The organism is Faecalibacterium langellae (genome assembly GCF_002549775.1).
GTDB classification, from domain to species: domain Bacteria; phylum Bacillota; class Clostridia; order Oscillospirales; family Ruminococcaceae; genus Faecalibacterium; species Faecalibacterium langellae.
On sequence record NZ_NMTR01000021.1, the window covers coordinates 872200 to 894923 of the forward strand.

Consider the following 22724-nt stretch of genomic DNA (forward strand, 5'->3'; position numbering starts at 1 on the left):
GTACATTTTTATGGTATAGTAAGGGGGCGGCCTTCCCCGGCCGTATACTATCAAGGAGGAAGCACACGGCAAAGGGCCTTTCTTCCCGCCGTGCGCAAAAAGAGAATGAGCGAAGAATGTACCCATGACTGCTCCAGTTGCGGAGCAGCATGTTCTTCCCGCAATGCAGCGCCCCAGCACGACGCCCCGAACCCCAACAGCAGTGTGAAAAAGGTCATCGGCGTGGTGTCCGGCAAGGGCGGTGTCGGCAAGAGCATGACCAGCGCCCTGCTGGCTTGTGCCATGGCCCGCCGCGGCTACCACTGCGGTATCCTGGACGCGGACATCACCGGCCCGTCCATCCCGAAGCTGTTCGGCATCCATGGCCGTGCCATGGCCGACGACAAGGGCTGCTGGCCCATCCAGAGCCGCATGGGCATTGATGTAATGAGCATCAACCTGCTGGTGGAGAACGAGGAGGACCCCGTTGTGTGGCGCGGCCCGGTCATTGCCGGCGCGGTCAAGCAGTTCTGGACCGATGTGGTGTGGAAGGACGTGGACTTCCTGTTCGTGGATATGCCCCCGGGCACCGGTGATGTGCCCCTGACCGTGTTCCAGAGCCTGCCGGTGGATGGCATCGTTGTGGTGGCAAGCCCGCAGGAGCTGGTAAGCATGATTGTGGCAAAGGCTGTGAACATGGCCGAGATGATGAAGGTGCCCATGCTGGGCATCGTGGAGAACATGAGCTACATCGTCTGCCCGGACTGCGGCAAGAAGATCAGCGTGTTCGGCAACAGCCATGTGGACGAGGTGGCAGCGAAGCACGGCCTGCCCGTGCTGGCCAAGTGCCCCATCGACCCGCAGCTGGCGGCTCTTTCCGATGCCGGCATGATTGAGACCTACGGCGGCGAGTATCTGGAAGGTGCCGCAGATGCCTGCGAAAAGCTGCTGAAGAAGTAAAAATCGTTTCTCTGCCCTGTGCCGTTTGCGCGGTGCAGGGCTTTTTGTTTGCAGAAAATATGGCTTTCTGCGCCTGCAGAATGCAGCAAAATGGAGAAAAGACGTTCTTTTCCGTATTTCTTTTGTTCTGCCAGCGCTTTAAAAAACAAGGTTCTGTGCCGTTTTTCTCTTTTATTTTTCGTTTTGTGAAGCGGTCTCAACTTTTCATCTGTTTTTTTGAAGCATTTTCTGCTTTCTCGCTATTGTCAAACCCACAGAAATGCTTTATAATAATAAAGCGGTCTGCAGCCATAAGCAGGCCGGTGTGTAAGAATGGAAATCCGGAATCGTCCCAAAGCGTTTTAGCAGCGCGTCCGCTGTGCGGCGGGCCGGGCGGTTTCGTCTTTTTCAAATTTTATAGAGTAATTGGGAAAAGGAGTATTCTACTATGCTGACGAATGAATACCTGAAGCGCGTTTACGAAGGTCTGGAAAAGCGCAATGCCAACGAGCCTGAGTTCCTGCAGGCTGTGCGCGAGGTTCTGGAGAGCATCCAGCCCGTTGTGGAGAAGCACCCCGAGTACGAGAAGGCCGCTCTGATCGAGCGTCTGGTCGAGCCGGAGCGCATCATCACCTTCCGTGTACCCTGGGTTGACGATCAGGGCAAGGTTCAGGTGAACCGCGGCTACCGTGTGCAGTTCAACAGCGCCATCGGCCCCTACAAGGGCGGCCTGCGCTTCCATCCCTCTGTCAATCAGGGCATCCTGAAGTTCCTCGGCTTTGAGCAGACCTTTAAGAACAGCCTGACCACCCTGCCCATGGGCGGCGGCAAGGGCGGCTCTGACTTCGACCCCCACGGCAAGAGCGACATGGAAGTGATGCGCTTCTGCCAGAGCTTCATGACCGAGCTGTACCGCCACATCGGCCAGTTCGTGGACTGCCCCGCCGGTGATATCGGTGTCGGCGGCCGTGAGGTCGGCTATATGTTCGGCCAGTACAAGCGCCTGACCAACAGCTTCCAGGGCGGCATGCTCACCGGCAAGGGCCTGACCTTCGGCGGTTCTCTGGCCCGCACCGAGGCTACCGGCTACGGCCTGTGCTACTTCACCGCTGAGGCTCTGAAGTGCATGCGCAACGACAGCTTCCAGGGCAAGACCGTGGTCATCTCCGGTTCCGGCAACGTAGCCATCTACGCCTGCGAGAAGGCCACCCAGCTGGGTGCCAAGGTCGTGACCATGTCCGACTCCAACGGCTACGTCTACGACCCCAACGGCATCGATCTGGCCTACGTCAAGGATCTGAAGGAAGTCCGCCGCGGCCGTATCAAGGAGTACGCCGAGACCCACGCTGGTGCTACCTATGTGGCTGATTGCACCAAGGTCTGGACTGTCCCCTGCGACATCGCCCTGCCCTGCGCAACCCAGAACGAGATCAACAAGGAGTCCGCTGAGGCTCTGGTGAAGGGCGGCTGCACTGTCGTGTGCGAGGGCGCTAACATGCCCAGCACTCCCGAGGCAATCGAGGTCTACCTGTCCAACGGCGTTCTGTACGGACCCGCAAAGGCTTCCAACGCCGGCGGCGTGGCTACCTCCGGTCTGGAGATGAGCCAGAACTCCGAGCGCCTGAGCTGGACCTTCGAGGAAGTGGATGCCAAGCTGAAGGGCATCATGGAGGGCATCTTCCACGCTTCCTATGACGCATCTGTGGCTGCCGGTTCCGAGGGCAACCTGATGGTCGGTGCAAACTGCGCTGGCTTCCTGAAGGTTGCTACCGCCATGATGGCACAGGGCATCACCTACTAAGATTTTCTGGTGAGTTAAACCGCGAGGGCCGATCCTGTTATGTGCAGGGTCGGCCCTCGTTTTGTTTGTGCGCTCTGTTTTAATGTAAAAGATAAAAGCAGTCCCCCGCAGTCGGTAAGGCCGTGGGGGACTGTTGCGTTGTGAAGCGTGGGCTACCGTCTGCTTCAACTTCTGCACCTCCGGCACCGACGACGCCGACCACATTTTTGTACCGTTCTCCGACTCCTCTAAAAACAAAAATCCCGCAGAATCCGGCGAGTCTTCGTCGAATTCTGCGGGTTCTACCGCGTTGCGGTTGGTGGAGGCGATGGGAGTCGAACCCATGTCCGAAAAGAGCTCAGTGCAGGTGTCTCCGGGTGCAGGCGATCTACAACATTCCCGCCGCGCCACGCCGATCGTCAGGCTAGCGCTTTGGTAGCTTCATGAGTTCCTGCCGGTCCGCAAAGCTTAGGTCCGTTCAGGTGCTGTGTCTAAAGGACGCCCCGGCCCCACACGACACAAGAGTGGGCGGAACGCGCAGCACTCAGGCTGCGAGCAACTGATAATTGTTGTTGTCAGTTAATTTTTTCGGAGGAGTTATAGAGCAGTTCCCCCACTGCTACCCGCTGCCCAGACCTTGCTCCCCCCGTCGAAACCTTTACGCCCCCATAAAAGCACGCCCGAAAGCGTGCGGAAAGCTTTGGTTTTGCGTTGAGACGCAGTCTGAAAGGATCAATAGTATTTGCCGTTGGATTTCATTGCGCGGTCGATGGAGCGCTTGGCGTCGCGCTGTGCGGCGTCGGCACGCTTGTCGTAGAGCTTTTTGCCCTTGCAAAGTCCCACTTCCATCTTGACGCGGCCATGCTTGAAGTAGAGCGAAAGCGGCACAAGGGTGTAGCCCTGCAGCTTGCACTGCTGGTGCAGCCGCCGGATCTCGCTCTTGTGGGCCAGCAGACGCCGCACCCGCATGGGGTCCTGATTGAACATGTTGCCGTGGTCGTAAGGGCTGATGTGCATTCCCTTCACGAGCAGCTCGCCGTCTTCGATATCGACCCAGCTGTCCTTCAGGTTCACGCCGCCGGCACGCAGGCTTTTCACCTCGGTGCCTTTCAGCTCCACGCCGGTCTCCAGCGCTTCCAGAACGAAGTATTCATGGCGCGCTTCACGGTTGGTGGCGATGGTTTTGGTCGCCGGACGCTCTTTGGTGGGTGCCATGGTGCGCGCCTCCTTTCTCCATTCCGGTTTGTTGTATCAGTATACCATGTTTCCTCTGATTTTCAAGAGGATTTTTTGAAAAAACTGTAAATTGTTCCCAGTTTACAGCTCTGCGCGGTCCGAAAGTGCCCGGTAAAGGGTGTTTTCGTCCACGTATTCCAGGTTTCCGCCCACGGGCAGGCCCTGGGCCAGACGGGTGGTCTTGATGCCCAGAGGCTTGATGAGCTTTGCCAGGTACATCGCCGTAGCCTCGCCCTCCACCGTGGGGTTCATGGCCATGATGACCTCTTTCACCTTGTCACCGTGCAGGCGGGCCAGCAGTTCCTTGACGCAGATGTGCTCGGCCGTGACGCCGTTGATGGGGTCCATCAGGCCGTGCAGCACATGGTACAGGCCATTGTACTCGCGGGTGCGCTCAAACACCTGCACATCGCGGGGCTTTTCCACCACGCAGATCACCGAATCGTCCCGCTTTGCGCTGGAACAGATGGGGCAGACGTCCGCCTCGGTGTAGTTCTGGCAGATGCGGCAGCGGTGGATGCGCGTATGGGCGCCCTGAATGGCCTCGGCCAGCTTCTGCGCTTCCTCGTCGGTCATGCTCATCACCTGGTACGCCATGCGGGTGGCATTTTTGGCCCCGATGCCCTTGAATTTGCTGAATTCTTCGATCAGCCGTTCCAGCGGGGCAGCCGTATAACCCATGTTCGTCCCTCCTGCCGGATCAGAGACCCGGGATATTCAGGCCGCCGGTCAGCTTGCCCATCTCGGCTTCGGCCGTCTCGTCCACCTGCTTGACGGTGGCGTTGATGGCAGCCGCCACCATATCTTCCAGCATTTCGATGTCGTCGGGGTCCACAGCCTCGGGCTTGATGGTGATGGACAGCACCTCGTGCTTGCCGTTCATCTTCACGGTGACCATCTCACCAGCAGCGCTGCCGGTGTACTCGGCGGCTTCCAGCTCGGCCTGTTTTGCCTTCATATCGTCCTGCATCTTCTGTGCCTGGCGCATGAGGGCGTTCATATCGGGGCGGCCGTAGCCTGCGGGCATTCTTGCTTTCATAATTGGTTCTCCTTTTATTCGTTACGATTTCTTTTTTCGTTCGGTATCTTCAATGGTCACTTCCAGGCCCAGTTTTTCCAGCGCGTGGAGCGACTGCTCGGCGTTGGAAGTGTGCTTTGCAGTGTTCTTGGGCTCATAAGGGCCGATGGGCACCGCCACGCCGGACACATCCTTGATAAGCTTTTTGATCAGCCGCTGGCTGTCCTTGTTGGCGCGGATGAAATCCCGGAAGGTCTTGCCGCCGTCGATCAGCACGCGGGTGCCGTCGAAGTAGGCTTTGGACTTGCGCAGGTAGGTGTAGAGCATGGGGTCCTTTTCCTGCAGCTGCTGCACCACCTTTTCCCAATACGGGAAGGGGTTGACCCCCTCCTGCGCCACCTTGCGAGGCTTGTTCAGCACCGGGTCTGCCGGGTTTTCCGGCACGGGCACAGGTTCCGGTCTGGCCGCCGGTTCCGGCTCCTGCGGGAGCTGCGCGGGCGGTTCGGCAGATTCTGCGGACGGTGGGCTCTGCGCGGCAGGTTCGTCCCAGGGCGGGGCGGCCTCTGCCTGCAGCGGCGGCTCCTCGGGCATAGGGGGCACATCGTCGGCCGGGGCGGGAGCGAGCTCTGCCTGTGCAGAGGGCTCTTTCACCGGCGCAGCAGCGGGGGCTGCCTGCGTCTGCACCTGAGACGGTTCTGCCTTCGCTGCAGGCTGCACCACCGGCTCTGCCGCAGGCACCGGCTGTGCCGTCTCGGCTGCCGGTGCACGGGCAAAGGGCTGCACCGGGGCCGCCGCAAAAGGCTGCGGGGCCGCAGGACGCGGCGCAGGCGCTGCTGCTGTCTGCACGGGTGCAGCCTGATACACCGGCTGCAGCGGCGGCTCAGACAGGCTGAACAGCGCCAGCTCCAGCTCAATGCGCTGGTCGCTGCCGCGGGTCATATGTTCCAGCGCATTGCCCAGCGTGCGGATTGCCCGGATGGCCTCCCGCTGGCCCAGCTGCGGGCCTTTTTCCAGATAAAGCGCTTCTTCTTCCGGAGAGACACCAGAGAGCAGCGCCTGCCCGCCGGGCAGTGCCGCCAGCATCAGGGCGCGGTAATGGGCAATGAGTTCCTCGGTCAGGCGCTTCACATCCACCGACTGCTGGCGCAGCTGGGCCAGCTCGGCCAGCGCCGTGGCACCGTCCTGCGCTTCCAGCGCGTCCGAAATGTGGAACAGGTAGCTGCGGTCGGTGACGCCCGCCATACGGCGCACCACGTCGGCGTCGATCTTTGCCGTGACACCGGCACAGGTGTCCAGAATGGACAGCGCATCGCGCAGGGCACCGTCGGCCAGGCGGGCAATGAGCTCCGCACCGTCCGGGGTCAGTTCCAGCTTTTCCTCCCCCGCAATATATTCCACCCGGCGGGCGATATCCTCCGGCCCGATGCGGGTGAAGTCGTACCGCTGACAGCGCGAAAGAATGGTGGCGGGCACCTTCTGAATTTCGGTCGTGGCCAGAATGAAGATGACATGAGCAGGCGGTTCTTCCAGCGTCTTCAGCAGGGCGTTGAAGGCCGCTGTGGACAGCATGTGCACCTCGTCGATGATGTATACCTTATATCGACAGGCACTGGGGGTGTAGGCGGTTTCGTCGCGCAGGTCGCGGATGTCATCCACGCCGTTGTTGGAAGCCGCGTCCATCTCCACCACATCGAGGATGCTGCCGTTGTCGATGCCCTTGCAAATTTCGCATTCGCCGCAGGGGTCGCCGTTGACCGGATGCAGACAGTTGACCGCCTTGGCGAAAATTTTTGCGCAGGTGGTCTTGCCGGTGCCGCGCACGCCGGTGAACAGATAGGCGTGGCCCACGCGGTTTGCCGTGATCTGGTTCTTCAGGGCCGTGACGATGGCACGCTGGCCCACCACGTCCTCAAAGCGCTGGGGTCTCCACTTGCGGTATAAGGCGCGATACATAGTCCTCTCCCCTTTCCGGCAAAATAAAAAGGACAGCGCTTGACGGGGTTTTGTCCCCGCCTTGCGTAACTCGGCATACGGATGCAGGCTGACTGAAACGCACGAACGCACTGCTTAAGGCTGCTTGGTTCCCCACCTGACCTGGTTCACAGCGAATCCATCGTACAGGACCCGCATCCGTATGCCGAACCACGCAGCAGGCGCTGTCCGACACATTCTTCTGAATGCCAGAATATTGTACCATAAATGGGGGCAGATTGCAAGAGGGGCAAAACGATTTGGAATCATCTCCGCTTCGCTCTGATAATAACAGCGGTCATTTTATTTTTATTTTAGCGTAATTCGCGGCCCGCATGCCGCGAATTACGCAGTTTTCACAGAAAAAGCAAGAGCGGAATGACCACAGCCATTCCGCTCTCAAGGCATTATTTAATTATATGAAGGACCAATCAGGACTGGCAGGCAGTGATCAGGCTCATCTTGTAGACCTCGTCGGCGTTGCAGCCACGGGACAGGTCGTTGATGGGAGCGTTCAGGCCCTGCAGGATGGGGCCGTAAGCAGCATAGCCGCCCAGACGCTGTGCGATCTTATAGCCGATGTTGCCGGCCTCGATGTTGGGGAAGATGAAGGTGTTGGCCTGGCCAGCGACCTTGCTGCCCTTGCACTTGACCTGTGCGACCTCGGGAGCAACGGCAGCGTCAAACTGCAGCTCACCGTCCACAGCCAGCTCGGGGTCCATCTCCTGTGCCTTGATGACAGCATCGTGGCTCAGAGCGACGGTGCCGCCCTTGCCGGAGCCCTTGGTGGAGAAGCTCAGCACAGCCACCTTCGGGTCGATGCCGAACAGCTTTGCGGTCTTGGCGGTCTCGATGGCGACCTCAGCCAGCTTTGCGGAAGCAGCGACCTTGACCTCGCCGGTAGCCTTATCAATGGTATCGGTGTAGTCGATGTTGACGGCGCAGTCGCCCATGGCAATGCGCTTCAGGCCTTCCTCGCCGCAGTCACGGTCCAGAATGAAGCAGGAGCTCACCAGATGTGCGCCCTTCTTGGTCTTGACCAGCTGCAGAGCGGGGCGGATGGTGTCGGCGGTGGAGTAGGTAGCGCCGCCCAGCAGGCAGTCGGCCTTGCCCATCTTCACCAGCATGGTGCCGAAGTAGTTGGACTTCTTCAGCAGAGCGGTGCACTCCTCAGCGGTCTGCTTGCCCTTGCGCAGCTCCACCATGGTGTTGACCATCTCATCGAAGCCGGCGTAGTTCTCGGGGTCGATGATCTCGGCAGCGGAAATATCAAAGTTACCGGCGGCAGCAGCAGCCTTGCACTCAGCCTCGTTGCCCACCATGACGACCTTCAGCACGCCCTCAGCCAGCAGCTTTGCAGCAGCCTCCAGGATGCGGGGATCATTGCCCTCGGTGAAAACGATCGTCTTGGGATTTGCCTTCAGCTGTGCTACCAGCGGCGCAAACATATCAGCCATTGTGATTACCTCCGAATTTACTTTCCAAAATTCGCACCCCGCGCGTGTTGGACACAAGGATGCCTTTCTCTTTTATTCTAGCACAGACGGCAAAAAGTTCAAGACAAAATTGGCTTTTTGTGCTATTATTTTAAGAGAAAAAGCGCTTTCATTTGTGAATAAAATATCATACTGTTTCTGAGGGAGATCGACCGCCATGGATTGGGATACATTAAAAACAGAATGCCTTGCCTGCACGAAGTGTGAGCTGTGCCAAACCCGCACGAATGTGGTGTTTGGGCAGGGCGCGCAGAACGCCGAGGTCCTCTTTGTGGGCGAGGGCCCGGGCCAGAGCGAGGACGAGCAGGGCCTGCCTTTCGTGGGCCGCAGCGGCCAGCTGCTGGACAAGTACCTGTTCGCCATTGATCTGGACCGCAGCCGGAACTGCTACATTGCCAACATCGTCAAGTGCCGCCCGCCCCAGAACCGCGACCCCCGGCCCGAAGAAAGCGAAGCCTGCATGCCCTGGCTGCGGGAGCAGTTCCGCCTGCTGAAGCCGAAGATCGTCGTGTGCCTGGGCCGCATCGCCGCCCAGCGGATGATCAAACCGGATTTTTCCGTCACTCGGGAGCACGGGCAGTTCTTTGAGAAAGGCGGCATCCTGTTCATGGGCACCTTCCATCCGGCCGCCCTGCTGCGCCAGCCGCAGAACAAGCCCGCCGCCTTTTCAGACTTTGCCGCCCTGCGGGACACGATCGGTACTGTGTGCGAGCACACCTACCAGGGCGATTGAAATACGGAACCAAACACCTCTCTTTTGCATACTCTAAAGCAAAAGAGAGGTGTGACACTATGGAAAACGCAAGACCTGTTTCCGTGGATTTTTTCCTGGGCGCGACCACGCCCGCCGGGTTCAAGGGCTATTTTGAGCCGCTGCGCCGTGAACCCGGGATGCAGATGTACCTGATCAAAAGCGGCCCCGGCTGCGGCAAATCCACCCTGATGAAGCGGCTGGCCCGCACCGCCGAACAGCAGGGCGAGACCGTGGAGCGCGTCCACTGCGCCAGCGACCCCGACAGCCTGGACGGCGTCATCCTGCCCGCGCGGCACAAGGCCATCGTGGACGCCACTGCGCCCCATGTGATGGAGCCGGATGCCCCCGGCGCGGACGAGGTGGTGGTGAGCTTGTACCACACCATCGACGCCGAGGCACTGCACCCCCACGCCGACGATGTGAGGGCCCTGTTCGCCCGCAACGCCATGCTGCGCAGCCGGGCGGCGCGGTATATCGCTTCGGCCGGGAGTTTGCTGCTGGACAGCCGCCGGGCCGAAGCCTGCAGTGCAAACTTTGAAAAAGTGCGCCGCTACGTCAAGCGCCTGTGTGCCCGGGTGCTGCCCCGCACCGAGACCTTTGGCAGCGAAGAACTGCGGCTGCTTTCGGCCATCACGCCGAAGGGCGAAGTGTTCTACCAGGGCACCGCCCAGGCACTGGCCGACAAGTTCGTGGTGTTCCGCGACGACTACGGGGCCGTTTCCCGCCTGCTGCTGGAGCTGATCCGCGCCGAAGCGCTGGCCCGCGGCCACCACATCATCACCTGCCCCTGCGCCATGCACCCGGAGGATAAGATCGACCACATCCTCATCCCGGAACTGCGGCTGGCCTTCCTCACCGACAACCGGTGGCACCCGGTACAGCTGCCCGGTGTGCAGGCCGTGCGCTGCACCCGCTTCCTGGACCGGGAGAATCTTGCCGCCTACCGCGCACGGCTGCGGTTCAACGAGCGCGCCGCCGCCGAGCTGCTGGAGCAGGCCTGCGCCCTGATGGCCCAGGCCAAGAGCTGCCACGACGAACTGGAGACCTATTACCGTGCGGCGGTGGATTTTGCAAAGGTAGATGAAGCCGCCAAAGAATGTGCCGGGTTGTTTGGGCTGGAGTAACACTATTTGAAATGGCCACCGCGTGCGCTCTGGCCATAATCAGTGGAAAAATTATTTTTATATTCGCGTTTGTCGCGCCCTGCGGGGCGCTCCAAACGCATTTTCACGGGTGGGGTCGTGACGGAGACAGAGGTATCTGCTGCACCCGCTCCCCTGCGGGGAGCTGTCGCGCAGCGACTGAGGGGCTTTTGAATCGGAGAAGCGAAAAAATGCGTTGAGCGAAGCGGCTGGCATTTTTTCGTTTCGACCTCTGCCTTGGGATTATCAAGGGCGAGCAGCCCCTTGTTTGCAACGGCGACGACCGCCGCCAGTGGCGGATACAGGGAGGAGCTGTTGGGGCAGCGGCCTGCAGGATGCGAGTGCCGCCCAAGGCACGAAGCAGACCTAGGGGGCCGCAACCCGTCGGATCCAGCGCGTCGAAATCGCTGTGACCTTGCTGCGCTGAACACGCAGCATTTGCTCCGCAAACCGGTCTGCGGCTTAAAAGCCCCACTGGGGCTTTCATGCCCTCCGGGCACCGCCGTCCTTTCTGGTTCTCTTTTGTGCGGCAAAAGAGAACATATCCGGCGGAGATGTTTCTCATAAAAGCCATCAGACCTGCCCTACGCGACTGCACTCTGCACAAGAAGCATTTTCATCTAAAAGGAAGTGAACTCTATGCCCGCCATCCATCTTCCCATCCGGCAGCTGGTGGAATTTCTGCTGCACACCGGCAGCATCGACAGCCGTTTTGCAGGGTTTGACCGCGCGCTGGAAGGTGCCCGCATCCACCGCAGGCTGCAGAAAGCCGCCGGAGAGGGCTACGAAGCCGAGGTGTTCCTCTCTGCCGAACGGGAAGCGGACGGCATTGCTTTCACGCTGGAAGGCCGGGCCGACGGTATTTTTACGGACGAGGGCGGCCCCGTGACCATCGACGAGATCAAGACCACGGCCGTCCCCTTTGAGGAGATCACCGAGGAGATGAACCCCTGCCACTGGGCGCAGGGCATGGTGTATGCCGCCATTTATTCCGACCAGCAAAGCCTTTCCAAAATCAACGTGCGGCTGACCTATTATCAGATCGACACCGACCAGATCATCCGCTTCGTGCGGCACTTTTCCCGGGAAGAACTGGACACCTTCCTGCGCGGGCTCTTGCAGCAATATGCCCCCTGGGCGCAGCGCCAGTTGGACTGGAGTGTCCGGCGGGCCGAAAGCCTTTCCGCACTGCGGTTTCCGTTTGCTGAATACCGCCCCGGCCAGCGGGCACTGGCGGGCGAAGTATACCGCGCCTGCCGCGCCGGAAAGGACGCCGACCACAAGGGCGGCACCCGGCTGTTCTGCCAGGCACCCACCGGAATCGGCAAGACCATGAGCGCCATCTTTCCCGCCCTGCGGTCCATGGGCGAAGGCAGCGGCGAAAAGCTCTTTTACCTCACCGCCCGCAACACGACCCAGGCCGCCGCCGAGGACGCCATCGCCCGGCTGCGGGCAGCGGACCCCGGCCTTGCGCTGCGCAGCGTGACCCTGACCGCCAAGGAAAAGGTCTGCCTGCACCCGGACGCCGAAGGCCGCCCGGCCTGTCTGCCGGAGATGTGCCCCTTCGCCAATGGTTACTACAGCCGGGTGAAGGACGTGCTGGCCGCCCTGCTGGACGGCCCCGGCAGCTTTGACCGTGCCGCTCTGGCCGACACCGCCCGGCAGTTCTCGGTGTGCCCGTTTGAGCTGGGGCTGGATCTGAGCGAGTGGTGCGATGTGGTCATTGGCGACTACAACTACCTGTTCGACCCGGTGGTGCATCTGAAGCGGTTCTTTGATGCTTCCGGCGACTGGCTGTTCCTCATTGACGAGGCGCACAACCTGCCGGACCGTGCCCGGGCGATGTACTCCGCCAGCTTTTCCAAAAGCAGCCTGACCGACGCAAAGCGCGCCCTCGGCAAGGGCAAAAGTTCCCTGAAAACCGCCCTGAGCAAGGCTGACAAGGCCTTTCTGGAGGCGCGAAAACTCTGCGGAAAGCTGGCACCCCGGCGTGCTGCACTGGAAACCGCGCCGGAAGAAGCCGCCCAGACCAGCCTTCTGCCCGGACCCGCCGATGCGCCCGCACTGGAACTGCCGGAGCCGATCTTTGCCCGGGAAGGCACAGTGTTTCTCCGGGAATTGCCCGCCGCATTGCTCACGCCGCTGCGGGCTGTGCAGGCCCCTTTGCAGGACTGGCTGGAAGCAAACCCGGATGCGGACGCCCATGCCCAGCTGCTGGACCTCTATTTTGCCGTGCAGGACATCACCCGCGCCGCCGAACGCTACGACAGCCACTTTGTCACCCAGCTTTCCGCCTACGGCAGTGACCTGACCCTTCACCTGCTCTGCCTGGACCCGGCACCCTTTGTGGACGCCAGCCTTGCCGCCGGGCGCAGCGCCGCGCTGTTCAGCGCCACCCTCGCCCCGCCGGGCTATTACCGGGGTGTGCTGGGCTGCCCGGACGCCCGGGCCGTGGCGCTGGAAAGCCCATTTCCGGCAGAAAATCTCGGGTTGTATTGCCTGCCGAATATCTCCACCCGCTACCGCGACCGGGACGCCAGCGTGCAGGCGGTTTCGGACGCTCTGGCCCGACTGGCGCTGAGCAAAACCGGCAACTATCTGGCCTTTTTCCCCAGCTATGCCTACCTGCGGCAGGTGCGCGAGGACTTTGCGGCACGGTATCCAGGCATCCGCACCCTTGCGCAGGAGAGCAAAGCCGACGATGCCGCACGGGCAGAGTTTCTCGCCGCATTTGTGCCGGACCCCAAAGAAACTCTGCTGGGGTTCGGGGTGCTGGGCGGTGTGTTCGGCGAGGGTGTGGACCTGGCCGGGGACCGGCTCATCGGCTGCGCCATCGTGGGCGTGGGCCTGCCCCAGGTGAACCCCCGGCAGGAGATGCTGCGCCGCTACTATGACGAACAGAATGGCTGCGGTTTTGACTACGCTTACCGCTTCCCCGGCATGAACAAGGTGCTGCAGGCAGCCGGGCGGGTCATCCGCACGCCGGAAGACAAGGGCGTGGTGCTGCTTTTGGACGACCGGTTCGCCCTGCCGGAATACGCCCGGCTGTTCCCGCCCCACTGGCGGCACATCCGTTATCTGCGCAGCAATGACGAGCTGGAACAACAGCTGCATCATTTCTGGCAGAATTGATACGACAAAAGGCCGATGCAGCTGCATCGGCCTTTCTGGTTCCTTCTGGTTTTTACAGGCAGATCTCTTTGACGAGTGCTGCCCACTGCTCCGGGTGGCAGGCCAGCAATTCTTCGTGCTGCATATCCTGCTCATGGATGATCGGGTGAGCGTAGTGCTGCGCATACCGCGCGCGGTACTTCTCGCCCATTTTCAGGGCATAGAAAATGTGGATGGCCGTGGGGCCGTCCCAGTGGTCCGGCAGCGGGGTGATCATGTCCGAGTAAAACTGGTTTTTGCAGCTCTGCAGCGAAACATAAGGCCGGGCACCGCCCATGATCTCCATGAACTTGTCCACATAGCCCGGCATTTCCTGCTTGCGCTTCTCCATCTTTTTGTTCAGCAGCTTCGACTTGAATCTGCCGTCCCGCACCACCGGGTAGATCAGCGGCAGGGCAATGTCCGTTTCCAGCTTTGCAACAAACGGAGATGCCTGGTCCAGGTCTGAACTGCCGAGGATGCCGATCTCCAGCCGGATGTTCTGCCGTGCCGCCAGCAGGCCCACGAAACTGCCGCCCAGGCTGCAGCCGTAGGCCGCGTGGAGATGGCCGCCCAGGTTCTCGTTGATGTAGGCTTCGATCTTTGCCGCTTCCTCCTCCATCGTGGGGAAAGTGGTGTCCGGTTCTGTCTCATCAAAGCCGTCGTAGGAGACGCACAGGACGTGAAAATGCGGCTCCAACAGCGGCAGCACCGGCGCAAAATTGCTTTTCCAGTGGCAGCAGGTACCGGGCAGCAGCATCAGGGTGGGGCCCGCCTTGTTTCCCAGAGAATATACCTTCATGATCTCCTCCTGTTTTCATTGTTTGTTTATACAAACTTCATGCCGCAAAATGGCGCAGACAGAAGGTTTCTGCCTGCGCCGGGTCTTGTTATCCGTTCGTCTTCTGCAGAGCGTCCCAGGAGGGCATTTCGCTGCGGAGTTTCTCCCACATGGGCATGGCCGTACCCGCCTGCTTGCGCATGGCCTCAAAGGCATCGTCCAGGTAATGCATCTCGCCCACGGCGTGCATCGCATGGTCGGAAGCACACAGACGGCCCAGCGGCGTTTTGGCCATGACAAAGAGCATGGCTTCCATCTGGCGGCGGCCCGCGGTGCCAGGCTTGAAGTTCTCGGTGTTGTCTGCATCGTTCACCGGGATGCCGATGGCCTTGAGCATTTCGCAGGCCTCATAGGCGGCATCCAGGATCGCACCGCGCTGCTGCTTGGTGGCACGGCGCAGATCGCCGTTGCAGGCGTAGCAGACGTAACAGATCGGCAGGATGAAGGCCGCATGGCACTTGAGCCATTCGTCCATATCGCCGTAGAAGCTCAGCCTGTACTTCACACCGTCAAAAGCGGTCTTGAGCCGGGTGCGGAAGGCACCGGAAAGCGGTGCCGTGGCCCCGCCCACCGTCATGCCTGCGCTGGCATAGACGCTGACCACGCGGTCGTGTTCGCGGCGTCCTGCGGTGTTCTGGAAACCGAACGCCACCTTATCCGCCGGGCGCTGCATGGCTTCCAGCACCTGCTTTGCCTGCGGATCGTTGCCCACGAACACAAAGTAGGAGCTCTTGTTCTCCTTGAGGATGGGCAGCACCTGGGGCAGCTGGCCTGCCTGCATCACCACGAACACAAGGTCATAGCAGTCGTCCGGGGCCAGGGTGTCGATGGTCTGCACACGGTCCACCGTGGTTTTCCGCTGCACCCAGTGGCGGATGGTCAGGCCCTTCTGGTCGATCATTTCCTTCCACTCACCGCGCGCAAGCAGCGTGACAACGTTCTTTTTGTTCTGGATCAGCGCATGAGCCAGCTCGCAGCCCAAAACGCCCGCACCGTAAACCAGGATCCTCATACCATTGCCTCCTTCGGTCGTTTTCCGGGGTTACTTTTTCAAAAAGGAGAAAAAGCCCTTCTTTTCATAAGGAGCGCTTTTCACGCCCTTCACTTCATAGCCGGTGGCATTGATGGCGTCGCGCAGCTTCTGCTCGTCCAGCTCCTGCTCCGACTGGATGACCGTCTGGCCCTTGGTGTGGGAAGAAGACACCTTCTTCGCCTCCGGGAAGGCCTTGCGCACAGCATCGTTGACATGGCTCTCGCACATGCCGCACATCATACCATCTACATATACAGTTGTTTCAATCATTTTATTCCCCTCCAGTGTCTACATGCACTGCACGGCCTGCGCCGGTTTGTTAGGGAGTGCTAACCGCCGCTTCAAACAAAACGCTGTCAGGGCCAGCCCCGGCAGCGGTGCGGAGCGATTCCCTGTTTTTATGGCGGGTCTGCTCAAAAAATGCACGCATGGTTTCTTGCACTTATCATATCACACCGGTGGGCTAAATGCAAGGCAAAAAATACCCCGTCCCGGTGTTTATTGCAGATGCGCAGGATCCACACTTCCGTTTCGGAAAAGGTCAGTATTCGATGCCCTGCCGGGCTGCAATGCCTTTCTGGTACGGGTGGCGGCGGCACTTCATCTCGGTGACGTAATCCGCCGCGTCCAGCATCCACTGCACAGGCGCGTGGGCCGTCAGCACGCACTCCTGCCCGGCCGGGCGCTCCCGCACTGCCCGCTGTAAAAGTTCCGGGTCCACCATGTCCAGTTCCCAGGCACTGCCCGCCTCGTCGAGGATGAGCAGGTCGGCCGGTTCTGCCATGGCTGCCGCAAGGTTTGCGTCCTGCAGCGCGCGGGTGGCGGCCTTTTCGGCTTCGTTCATTTGGGAAACAAATTTCTGCCCGGCCTTGCCCCGGTACACCTTTGCGCCCAGCTGTTCCAAAAGCGGGATTTCCCCGCTGCGGCCGCCCTTTAAAAACTGTATGATGACCACCCGTTTCCCGCTGCCCAGCGCCCGCAGCGCAAGGCCCATGGCGGCCGTGGTCTTGCCCTTGCCGTCGCCGTAGTACAGATGCAAAAGTCCCATCTGTTCCATCTTGTTTCCCCCTCCGCATCGTTTTGTTTTATCCTACCACGCCCTGCGGCCAAAAACAATGCCTGCCGCTTGACAAACGACGCTTTTTTATGATACACTGTGCAAAGTTTGTAAAAGCGAACTCACCGTTTCCGTTGGAGCGGCGTTTCTTTTTGCCAGAAAGTTAGTATATTCTAACATTTTCATCTGCCCATTTTTGCCAACCACAGAAAGGACACCTGTTATGCATCACCTCAAAAAAGCCTTTTTCATCGCGCTCGGCTGCGTCAGCCTTGCCCTCGGCACCATCGGCATCGTGCTGCCCATCCTGCCCACGGTGCCGTTCTACCTGCTCACGGCCTTCTGCTTTGCCAACAGTTCGGAACGGCTGCACGACTGGTTCATCCACACCACCGTGTATAAAAAGTACATCGGCAGCTATTTCCGCCGCCGCGGCATGACCAAAAAGGCCAAGTGCCTGCTCATCGGCACCGTGACCGCCATCATGGTGCCGGGCTTCATCCTGATGGACAAGGTGCCCGTGGGGCGCGCCATCATGCTGGTGGTCTGGGTGGGACACATCTTCTACTTCGGCTTCAAGGTGCAGACCATCACCCAGCAGGAAGCCGACGAAGCCATGGCGGAAGCACTGGAAGATTAAAACCCTCTCAGGCGCTCCGCGCCAGTTCCCCCGAAGGGAGAGCCGGCATCGCACAGCGATGACTGAGAGGGTCCAAGCAAAAAGCACCCGCAGCGTTTCAGCGTTGCAGGTGCTTTTCTCTATATAAGAATTATTTTTACTCGTACAGCGGGAAGTCGTGGGTCAGCTTCAGCACACGGTCGCTGATCTCGTCCTTCTTCTCGTCGTAGTGCCAGATGCAGTCCGCGATGCAGTCCGCAATGACCTTCATCTCCGCGGGGCCCATACCGCGGGTGGTAACGGCCGGGGTGCCCAGACGCACGCCGGAGGTGACGAACGGGCTGCGGGTCTCACCGGGCACGGTGTTCTTGTTGGCGGTGATATGCACGCTGTCCAGACGGGCTTCCAGCTCCTTGCCGGTGCACTCCTCGTCGCGCAGGTCGATCAGCATCAGGTGATTGTCGGTGCCGCCGGACACCAGCTTGACGCCCCGGGCCTGCAGCTCAGCGGCCATAGCCTGTGCGTTCTCAACGATCTTGCGGGCATATTCCTTGAACTCGGGCTTGAGCGCCTCGCCGAAGCAGACGGCCTTTGCCGCGATGACGTGCTCCAGCGGGCCGCCCTGGGTGCCGGGGAACACCGCGGAGTTGATGCGCTTTGCGATGACCGGGTTGTTGGTCAGGATCAGGCCGCCGCGGGGGCCGCGCAGAGTCTTGTGGGTGGTGGTGGTCACCACATCGGCATAGGGCACGGGGCTCTGGTGCTGGCCGCCTGCCACCAGACCGGCGATATGGGCCATATCCACCATCAGGTAGGCGCCGTAGCCGTGGGCGATCTCGGCGATCTTCTCAAAGTCGATGGCGCGGGGGTAAGCGGATGCACCGGCCACGATCAGCTTGGGGCGCACCTTCTTCACCTGCTTTTCCAGCTCCACATAGTCGATGACGCCGTCGGCATTGACGCCGTAGGAGACGAAGTGGTAGTTCTTGCCGGACATGTTCACCGGAGAACCGTGGGTCAGATGGCCGCCCTGAGAAAGGTCCATGCCCATGACGGTATCGCCCAGGTCCAGCAGTGCAAAGTAGACGGCCAGGTTGGCCTGTGCGCCGGAGTGGGGCTGCACATTGGCATACTTGGCACCGAACAGCTTGCAGGCGCGCTGGATGGCGATGTTCTCCACCTCGTCCACATAGACGCAGCCGCCGTAGTAGCGCTTGCCGGGCAGGCCCTCGGCATACTTGTTGGTCAGGATGCTGCCCATCGCGGCCATGACAGCCGGAGAGACGATGTTCTCGCTGGCAATCAGCTCAATGTTCTGGCGCTGACGGGTCAGCTCACGGTCCATGGCCGCGCCCAGTTCCGGGTCCACGCTGTTGACCAGGCCGATGGTATCCATCATTTCGTTGTACATTCTAATTACCCCTCTCTTGATACAGACAGATCGTCTTTTCAAGCACCCGGCTCCCGCGCACTGAACCGCAATTGCTTTCTCTTATCATAGCAGAAAGCTGCAAAACCTTCAATCCTCTTTTCGCCAAAAGGCTTGCTTTTTTTGCCTGAAGTGTTTATTATACTTGTATAAAAATGCAGTGTCGTTTTTGTATATTTTTCAAGGTTGCCCGGTCAGAGATGAAGCGAGGTGTTCTCCAGTGACGGTCAGTGAAGAAAAGCAGGCCCAACGCAAAGCAGGCCGCGCCGCCCGCAAGGCCCTTTCGCCCGAGGTGCGGGCCGCCGCCAATGCCGCCCTGTGCGCGAACCTCTGGCAGCTGGATGCCGTGCAGAAGGCCCGCACCATCTTATTGTATGCGGCCTTCGGGGCCGAAGCCGACCTTGCCTCCTTTGCTGAGGAAGCACTGCGGCAGGGCAAAGTGCTCGCCTACCCGGTGTGCGGCGAGGGATATTCGCTCACGGCCGCCGTGCCCGGCCCGGACGGCTGGGAGACGGGGCTTTACGGCATCCGCACGCCGGTGCCGGAGCGGTCGGAGCTGCTGGAACCGGAAGCGCTGGACCTTGTGCTCGTGCCCTGCACCGCCTTTGACGCGGACTGCCGCCGGGTGGGCATGGGCAAGGGCTACTACGATCGGTATCTGCCCCGCTGCAAAAACGCGGCGAAGATCGGCATTGCATTTGAGGTGCAGCGGGTGGACCGCGCCGCCGTGGACGAGCACGACCAGCGGCTGGACGCCTATGCAACAGAGAGGGGTATCTACACATGGAAATGATGGAACGAACTTGCAGCCAGTTCCTGGCAGAGCTGGCCAGCAAAGCACCCACACCGGGCGGCGGCGGAACAGCCGCGCTGGTGGGCGCGGCAGGCGTCGCCCTGGGCAACATGGTGGGCAATCTGACCACCGGCAAAAAGAAGTATGCCGCCGTGGAGGAAAAGATCCAGGCCCTGAACGCCAAGGCCGAGACCCTGCGCAAAGAGCTGGAAGCACTGGTGCAGGAAGATGCGGAGGCCTTTGCGCCGCTGGCCGCCGCCTACGGCCTGCCGAAGGACACGCCGGAACAGGCCGCCGACAAAGAGCGCGTTATGGAAACAGCTTTGACTCGGGCCGCGCTCGTCCCGATCAAGATCATGCAGAAATGCCTGGAGGGCATCACGCTTGCATATTCCTACGCTGTTGATGGCAGTACAATGGCCATCTCGGATGCAGGCTGTGCCGCAGTGTTGTGCAAAGCCGCCCTACAGGCTGCAAGCCTGAATGTTTTTGTCAACACAAAGTTGATGACCAATCGGGAATTTGCCACAGCGTTGGAACACACAGCAGAGCAGTTACTGGACGCAGGGACTTCTTATGCAGACGAAGCGTTCCATTATGTCAACGAAAAACTCCGCAGTAAATAAAGGAGAAACGATTATGGCAACGATTTTGAAGGGCGCGCCGGTGGTGGCCGCCATGAACGAACGCAACGCCGCATTGTGCGAACAGCTCAAGGCAAAGGGCGTGGTGCCCACGCTGGCTGTGGTGCGTGTGGGCGAGCGTGAAGACGACCTCTCCTATGAGCGCGGCGTCATGACCCGCTGCGGCAAGGTGGGCGTGGAGGTGAAGCAGTTCCTGCTGCCCGCCGACGCTTCGCAGGACGACCTGCTGAAGGTCATCGCTGAAGTGAACGCCGATGACGCCATCCACGGGTGCCTTTTGTTCCGCCCGCTGCCCAAGCAGTTCGACGACCGCACCGTGCGCGCGGCCCTTGCCCCGGAAAAGGACATCGACGGCATCACCGACGGTTCGCTGGCCGGTGTGTTCACCAACACCGACCTCGGCTATGCGCCCTGCACGGCACAGGCGTGTCTCGAAATTTTGAAGTATTATAGCGTTCCCCTCTCCGGCAAGCGCGCCGTGGTTGTGGGCCGCAGCCTGGTGGTGGGCAAGCCTGCCGCCATGATGCTGGACCGCGAGAATGCCACCGTGACCCTCTGCAACTCCCGCACCCAGAACCTGCCCGCCCTCTGCCGGGAAGCGGACGTGGTGGTGGTGGCCATGGGCAAGATGGGCGCGGTGGGTGCCGACTGCCTGCGCAAAGGCCAGACCGTCGTGGATGTGGGCATCCATGTCAACGAGGAGGGCAAGCTCTGCGGTGACGTAAAGTTTGCCGAAGCGGAGCCGGTGGTGGACGCCATCACCCCGGTGCCCGGCGGTGTGGGCACCGTGACCACCTCGGTGCTGGTGGGCCATGTGGTGCAGGCCGCTGCGAAAAAGGCCGGGCTGTAACATACACAATATGAAAAGAGGCGGTTCCCTTTTGCGGGGAACCGCCTCTTTTTGTGCGTTGCTCAGTGGTGGCAGCCGCAGGCATGAGCCTTGGTGCTGGACACCAGCGTGCCGTCCAGATAGGCCTGCACGGCCGCGTCGGCGCTGCCGGTGACGTTGCCGCAGACCTTGATGCCCGCACCCTGCAGCAGCTCCAGCATAGGCATGCCCAGGCTGCCGCAGATGACCACGTCCACCTGCATGGCGGCCAGCTGACGGCCCAAGGCGTGGTGGCCCTCCGGTGCGCCGGGCACCAGCTCGGTGCCGGTGACGGCGTTGTTCTCCACGGTATAGACCTTGAAGGTCTTCGTCTGGCCAAAATGCTGGAAGATCTGGCCGTTCTCGTAATTGACTGCGATTTTCATAATGATGCTCCTTTTCCGGTGTTTCTCCCCCACTGTACCACAATCCGCACGGCAATGCAAGCGCTCTGCACACAGCAAACGGCCGACCGTCTCAAGAGAAAACGGTCGGCCGTTTTTGCGTTTTTCCGCCGGGGTGCAGGGTTACAGCTTCCAGCCTTCGGCCTGCTTGCGGCCGCCCACAAAGGCGGCGTAGATGCCGGGCTGACCAATCAGCTGCTCATGGGTGCCCTGCTGGACGATGCGGCCGTGGTCGACCACCAGGATCTGGTCAGCGTGGCACACGGTCTTGAGCCGGTGCGCGATCATGATGATGGTCTTGTCGCGGGTCAGAGCTTCAATGGCCTTCTGCAGACGGTCCTCGTTCTCGGGGTCCACGTTGGCGGTGGCTTCATCCAGAATGACGATGGGTGCATCTTTCAGCATGGCGCGGGCAATGCTGATGCGCTGCTTTTCGCCGCCGGAGAGCCGTTTGCCGGCTTCGCCCGCCGGGGTGTCGTAGCCCTGCGGCAGCTTTGCAATGAACTCCTCGCACTGGGCGGCCCGGGCAGCGGTCTTCACCTGCTCATCCGTGGCAGCGGGGTTGCCCAGGCGGATGTTTTCCAGCAGCGAGCAGTGGAACAGGTAGTTATCCTGCGTCACAAAGCTGACAAGGCCGGAAAGCTGGGCAAGCGGCATCTGGCGCACATCCACCCCGCCGATGGTGATGGAGCCTTGCGTCACATCCCAGAACCGGGCGATTAGCTTTGCCACAGTGGATTTGCCGCCGCCGGAGGGGCCCACCAGCGCCGTGAAGCTGCCCTGCGGCAGGGTCAGGTCGATGCCGTGCAGCACCTCCGGGCCGTCTGCCGAATAGGAAAAATGAACGTTTTTCAGCTCCACACCGGTGCCCTGCAAAGCGGCAGGCTGGGCCGGTTCCGGCAGGGCGGGCATTTCGAGGAACGCTTCCAGGCTTTCCACGGTGGCTTTCACCTGCCGCATGTTCTCGGAGAACACTTCCAGCTTGGCCAGCGACCCCACCATGGACATGGACAGCATCACGGCCAGCGCCGCCAGCGCCAGCCGCCAGTCGATGGCAAACAGCGCAATAAAGCTGACGATGGGCAGCACGATGTGGCCCGCGCCTTCCGGGATCATGTGGGCCAGCGGCGGCTCGATGTTCTCGATCTTGTCCACGAGAATGCTCTTGATCTCGCCGATGGAGTGCTTTTGCACCTCGCCCAGCGGTGCATGGAGAAAACGCTCCACCAGCCGCAAGCGCAGCCCCTCCAGAATATTGTAGGCCGCGTGGTGAGAGATGCCGGTGGAAAGGGTGAAGCACAGCACCTTGCCCGCATACGCTGCCAGCGACCACGCGCACCAGCTGATGACGGCAGCCTTCGCGGCCGTGCCCGCAGCGAACAGACAGATGACCCGGTACATGCAGAAAAACGGCACCAGCCCCAGAAGGATGCTGACGACTGACAGCACAACGGACAGTCCCAGCTCCCCTTTTGCATTTTTTGCGTAGGCGAACAGGGCGCTCATCCAGCTCGACTTTTTTGTTTCATGAGGTTTCCTCCCGATGTATTTCGTTCCGTCCGGCTTTTCGC

At 60.6% G+C, this 22724-nt stretch carries 22 protein-coding genes and 2 other RNA genes; 9 read left to right on the plus strand and 15 right to left on the minus strand.

From position 1 onward, the window contains the following. Positions 1-105: 105 nt before the first annotated feature. The gene (locus CGS49_RS12665) at positions 106-939 is read left to right on the plus strand and encodes an Mrp/NBP35 family ATP-binding protein (protein WP_179859081.1); all 834 of its coding nucleotides are present in this window, start codon (positions 106-108) and stop codon (positions 937-939) included. 196 nt (positions 940-1135) lie between these two features. Here CGS49_RS12665 and CGS49_RS14060 read toward each other — a convergent pair whose 3' ends face one another. Further along, positions 1136-1330, minus strand: a complete 195-nt coding sequence (locus CGS49_RS14060; protein WP_143405869.1) for a hypothetical protein — start codon at positions 1328-1330, stop codon at positions 1136-1138. A gap of 36 nt (positions 1331-1366) precedes the next feature. Between CGS49_RS14060 and gdhA the strand changes: the two genes are divergently transcribed. Beyond that, positions 1367-2719, plus strand: coding sequence for an NADP-specific glutamate dehydrogenase (gene gdhA / locus CGS49_RS12670; protein ID WP_097802151.1), 1353 nt, complete (start codon positions 1367-1369; stop codon positions 2717-2719). A 296-nt stretch (positions 2720-3015) separates the two neighbouring features. Here gdhA and ssrA read toward each other — a convergent pair. The 7 genes from ssrA to pta all read right to left on the minus strand — a co-directional run bounded on the left by ssrA (position 3016) and on the right by pta (position 8380). Further along, positions 3016-3366, minus strand: a transfer-messenger RNA (tmRNA) gene (gene ssrA, locus CGS49_RS12675). A 64-nt stretch (positions 3367-3430) separates the two neighbouring features. Next, a complete protein-coding gene (gene smpB, locus CGS49_RS12680; RefSeq protein ID WP_005941729.1) occupies positions 3431-3913 on the minus strand; it encodes an SsrA-binding protein SmpB in 483 nt (160 codons plus the stop codon). Between the two features lie 102 nt (positions 3914-4015). Then, entirely contained in the window at positions 4016-4615 is a 600-nt protein-coding gene (gene recR, locus CGS49_RS12685) for a recombination mediator RecR (protein WP_097802152.1), read from the minus strand. A 19-nt stretch (positions 4616-4634) separates the two neighbouring features. Further along, a complete protein-coding gene (locus CGS49_RS12690; protein WP_097802153.1) occupies positions 4635-4973 on the minus strand; it encodes a YbaB/EbfC family nucleoid-associated protein in 339 nt (112 codons plus the stop codon). Between the two features lie 21 nt (positions 4974-4994). After that, positions 4995-6905, minus strand: coding sequence for a DNA polymerase III subunit gamma/tau (gene dnaX, locus CGS49_RS12695; RefSeq protein ID WP_097802154.1), 1911 nt, complete (start codon positions 6903-6905; stop codon positions 4995-4997). A gap of 78 nt (positions 6906-6983) precedes the next feature. Beyond that, positions 6984-7082: signal recognition particle sRNA small type (ffs, locus tag CGS49_RS12700), an RNA gene on the minus strand. 272 nt (positions 7083-7354) lie between these two features. Next, complete coding sequence (gene pta, locus CGS49_RS12705; RefSeq protein ID WP_097802155.1) at positions 7355-8380, minus strand: phosphate acetyltransferase; 1026 nt, start codon at positions 8378-8380, stop codon at positions 7355-7357. A 196-nt stretch (positions 8381-8576) separates the two neighbouring features. Here pta and CGS49_RS12710 point away from each other — a divergent pair, with 196 nt between their 5' ends. The 3 genes from CGS49_RS12710 to CGS49_RS12725 all read left to right on the plus strand — a co-directional run bounded on the left by CGS49_RS12710 (position 8577) and on the right by CGS49_RS12725 (position 13447). Then, the gene (locus CGS49_RS12710) at positions 8577-9152 is read left to right on the plus strand and encodes a uracil-DNA glycosylase (protein ID WP_097802156.1); all 576 of its coding nucleotides are present in this window, start codon (positions 8577-8579) and stop codon (positions 9150-9152) included. Between the two features lie 59 nt (positions 9153-9211). Further along, complete coding sequence (locus CGS49_RS12715; protein ID WP_097802157.1) at positions 9212-10297, plus strand: hypothetical protein; 1086 nt, start codon at positions 9212-9214, stop codon at positions 10295-10297. A 657-nt stretch (positions 10298-10954) separates the two neighbouring features. Next, on the plus strand, positions 10955-13447 hold the full coding sequence (locus CGS49_RS12725) for an ATP-dependent DNA helicase (RefSeq protein WP_097802159.1): 2493 nt from the start codon (positions 10955-10957) through the stop codon (positions 13445-13447). Positions 13448-13499: 52 nt separating this feature from the next. Here CGS49_RS12725 and CGS49_RS12730 read toward each other — a convergent pair whose 3' ends face one another. From CGS49_RS12730 to CGS49_RS12745, 4 genes are all read right to left on the minus strand, one after another. Then, positions 13500-14267, minus strand: coding sequence for an alpha/beta fold hydrolase (locus CGS49_RS12730; RefSeq protein ID WP_097802160.1), 768 nt, complete (start codon positions 14265-14267; stop codon positions 13500-13502). Between the two features lie 88 nt (positions 14268-14355). Next, the gene (locus CGS49_RS12735) at positions 14356-15318 is read right to left on the minus strand and encodes a ketopantoate reductase family protein (RefSeq protein WP_097802161.1); all 963 of its coding nucleotides are present in this window, start codon (positions 15316-15318) and stop codon (positions 14356-14358) included. A 30-nt stretch (positions 15319-15348) separates the two neighbouring features. Then, positions 15349-15609: a heavy-metal-associated domain-containing protein gene (locus CGS49_RS12740; protein WP_097802162.1), complete on the minus strand. Its 261-nt coding sequence runs from the start codon at positions 15607-15609 to the stop codon at positions 15349-15351. Between the two features lie 271 nt (positions 15610-15880). After that, on the minus strand, positions 15881-16396 hold the full coding sequence (locus CGS49_RS12745) for a cob(I)yrinic acid a,c-diamide adenosyltransferase (protein WP_097802163.1): 516 nt from the start codon (positions 16394-16396) through the stop codon (positions 15881-15883). A 223-nt stretch (positions 16397-16619) separates the two neighbouring features. Here CGS49_RS12745 and CGS49_RS12750 point away from each other — a divergent pair, with 223 nt between their 5' ends. Beyond that, on the plus strand, positions 16620-17036 hold the full coding sequence (locus CGS49_RS12750) for a YbaN family protein (RefSeq protein ID WP_097802164.1): 417 nt from the start codon (positions 16620-16622) through the stop codon (positions 17034-17036). 136 nt (positions 17037-17172) lie between these two features. Here CGS49_RS12750 and glyA read toward each other — a convergent pair whose 3' ends face one another. Further along, positions 17173-18426, minus strand: coding sequence for a serine hydroxymethyltransferase (gene glyA, locus CGS49_RS12755; RefSeq protein WP_097802165.1), 1254 nt, complete (start codon positions 18424-18426; stop codon positions 17173-17175). 238 nt (positions 18427-18664) lie between these two features. Here glyA and CGS49_RS12760 point away from each other — a divergent pair, with 238 nt between their 5' ends. The 3 genes from CGS49_RS12760 to CGS49_RS12770 are packed head-to-tail and all read left to right on the plus strand — an operon-like array spanning position 18665 to position 20731. Then, positions 18665-19237, plus strand: a complete 573-nt coding sequence (locus tag CGS49_RS12760) for a 5-formyltetrahydrofolate cyclo-ligase (RefSeq protein WP_097802166.1) — start codon at positions 18665-18667, stop codon at positions 19235-19237. Then, positions 19228-19863 carry a cyclodeaminase/cyclohydrolase family protein gene (locus CGS49_RS12765; protein ID WP_097802167.1) on the plus strand — a complete coding sequence of 212 codons (636 nt, stop codon included), beginning with the start codon at positions 19228-19230 and terminating at the stop codon, positions 19861-19863. Before CGS49_RS12760 ends, CGS49_RS12765 begins: the two co-directional genes overlap by 10 nt. 13 nt (positions 19864-19876) lie before the next feature. Next, positions 19877-20731: a bifunctional 5,10-methylenetetrahydrofolate dehydrogenase/5,10-methenyltetrahydrofolate cyclohydrolase gene (locus tag CGS49_RS12770; RefSeq protein ID WP_097802168.1), complete on the plus strand. Its 855-nt coding sequence runs from the start codon at positions 19877-19879 to the stop codon at positions 20729-20731. A 62-nt stretch (positions 20732-20793) separates the two neighbouring features. Here CGS49_RS12770 and CGS49_RS12775 read toward each other — a convergent pair whose 3' ends face one another. Both CGS49_RS12775 and CGS49_RS12780 read right to left on the minus strand, forming a co-directional pair. Continuing rightward, a complete protein-coding gene (locus tag CGS49_RS12775; RefSeq protein WP_097802169.1) occupies positions 20794-21135 on the minus strand; it encodes a NifB/NifX family molybdenum-iron cluster-binding protein in 342 nt (113 codons plus the stop codon). Positions 21136-21276: 141 nt separating this feature from the next. Continuing rightward, complete coding sequence (locus tag CGS49_RS12780) at positions 21277-22659, minus strand: ABC transporter ATP-binding protein (protein WP_097802170.1); 1383 nt, start codon at positions 22657-22659, stop codon at positions 21277-21279. Between the last annotated feature and the right edge of the window lie 65 nt (positions 22660-22724).

Bases quoted from the DNA above. Each gene is read 5' to 3' on its own strand.
- CGS49_RS12665 (WP_179859081.1), top strand. From the start codon at position 106: ATGAGCGAAGAATGTACCCATGACTGCTCCAGTTGCGGAGCAGCATGT.
- gdhA (WP_097802151.1), top strand. From the start codon at position 1,367: ATGCTGACGAATGAATACCTGAAGCGCGTTTACGAAGGTCTGGAAAAG.
- smpB (WP_005941729.1), bottom strand. From the start codon at position 3,913: ATGGCACCCACCAAAGAGCGTCCGGCGACCAAAACCATCGCCACCAAC.
- recR (WP_097802152.1), bottom strand. From the start codon at position 4,615: ATGGGTTATACGGCTGCCCCGCTGGAACGGCTGATCGAAGAATTCAGC.
- CGS49_RS12690 (WP_097802153.1), bottom strand. From the start codon at position 4,973: ATGAAAGCAAGAATGCCCGCAGGCTACGGCCGCCCCGATATGAACGCC.
- dnaX (WP_097802154.1), bottom strand. From the start codon at position 6,905: ATGTATCGCGCCTTATACCGCAAGTGGAGACCCCAGCGCTTTGAGGAC.
- pta (WP_097802155.1), bottom strand. From the start codon at position 8,380: ATGGCTGATATGTTTGCGCCGCTGGTAGCACAGCTGAAGGCAAATCCC.
- CGS49_RS12710 (WP_097802156.1), top strand. From the start codon at position 8,577: ATGGATTGGGATACATTAAAAACAGAATGCCTTGCCTGCACGAAGTGT.
- CGS49_RS12715 (WP_097802157.1), top strand. From the start codon at position 9,212: ATGGAAAACGCAAGACCTGTTTCCGTGGATTTTTTCCTGGGCGCGACC.
- CGS49_RS12725 (WP_097802159.1), top strand. From the start codon at position 10,955: ATGCCCGCCATCCATCTTCCCATCCGGCAGCTGGTGGAATTTCTGCTG.
- CGS49_RS12730 (WP_097802160.1), bottom strand. From the start codon at position 14,267: ATGAAGGTATATTCTCTGGGAAACAAGGCGGGCCCCACCCTGATGCTG.
- CGS49_RS12735 (WP_097802161.1), bottom strand. From the start codon at position 15,318: ATGAGGATCCTGGTTTACGGTGCGGGCGTTTTGGGCTGCGAGCTGGCT.
- CGS49_RS12740 (WP_097802162.1), bottom strand. From the start codon at position 15,609: ATGATTGAAACAACTGTATATGTAGATGGTATGATGTGCGGCATGTGC.
- CGS49_RS12745 (WP_097802163.1), bottom strand. From the start codon at position 16,396: ATGGAACAGATGGGACTTTTGCATCTGTACTACGGCGACGGCAAGGGC.
- CGS49_RS12750 (WP_097802164.1), top strand. From the start codon at position 16,620: ATGCATCACCTCAAAAAAGCCTTTTTCATCGCGCTCGGCTGCGTCAGC.
- glyA (WP_097802165.1), bottom strand. From the start codon at position 18,426: ATGTACAACGAAATGATGGATACCATCGGCCTGGTCAACAGCGTGGAC.
- CGS49_RS12765 (WP_097802167.1), top strand. From the start codon at position 19,228: ATGGAAATGATGGAACGAACTTGCAGCCAGTTCCTGGCAGAGCTGGCC.
- CGS49_RS12770 (WP_097802168.1), top strand. From the start codon at position 19,877: ATGGCAACGATTTTGAAGGGCGCGCCGGTGGTGGCCGCCATGAACGAA.
- CGS49_RS12775 (WP_097802169.1), bottom strand. From the start codon at position 21,135: ATGAAAATCGCAGTCAATTACGAGAACGGCCAGATCTTCCAGCATTTT.
- CGS49_RS12780 (WP_097802170.1), bottom strand. From the start codon at position 22,659: ATGAGCGCCCTGTTCGCCTACGCAAAAAATGCAAAAGGGGAGCTGGGA.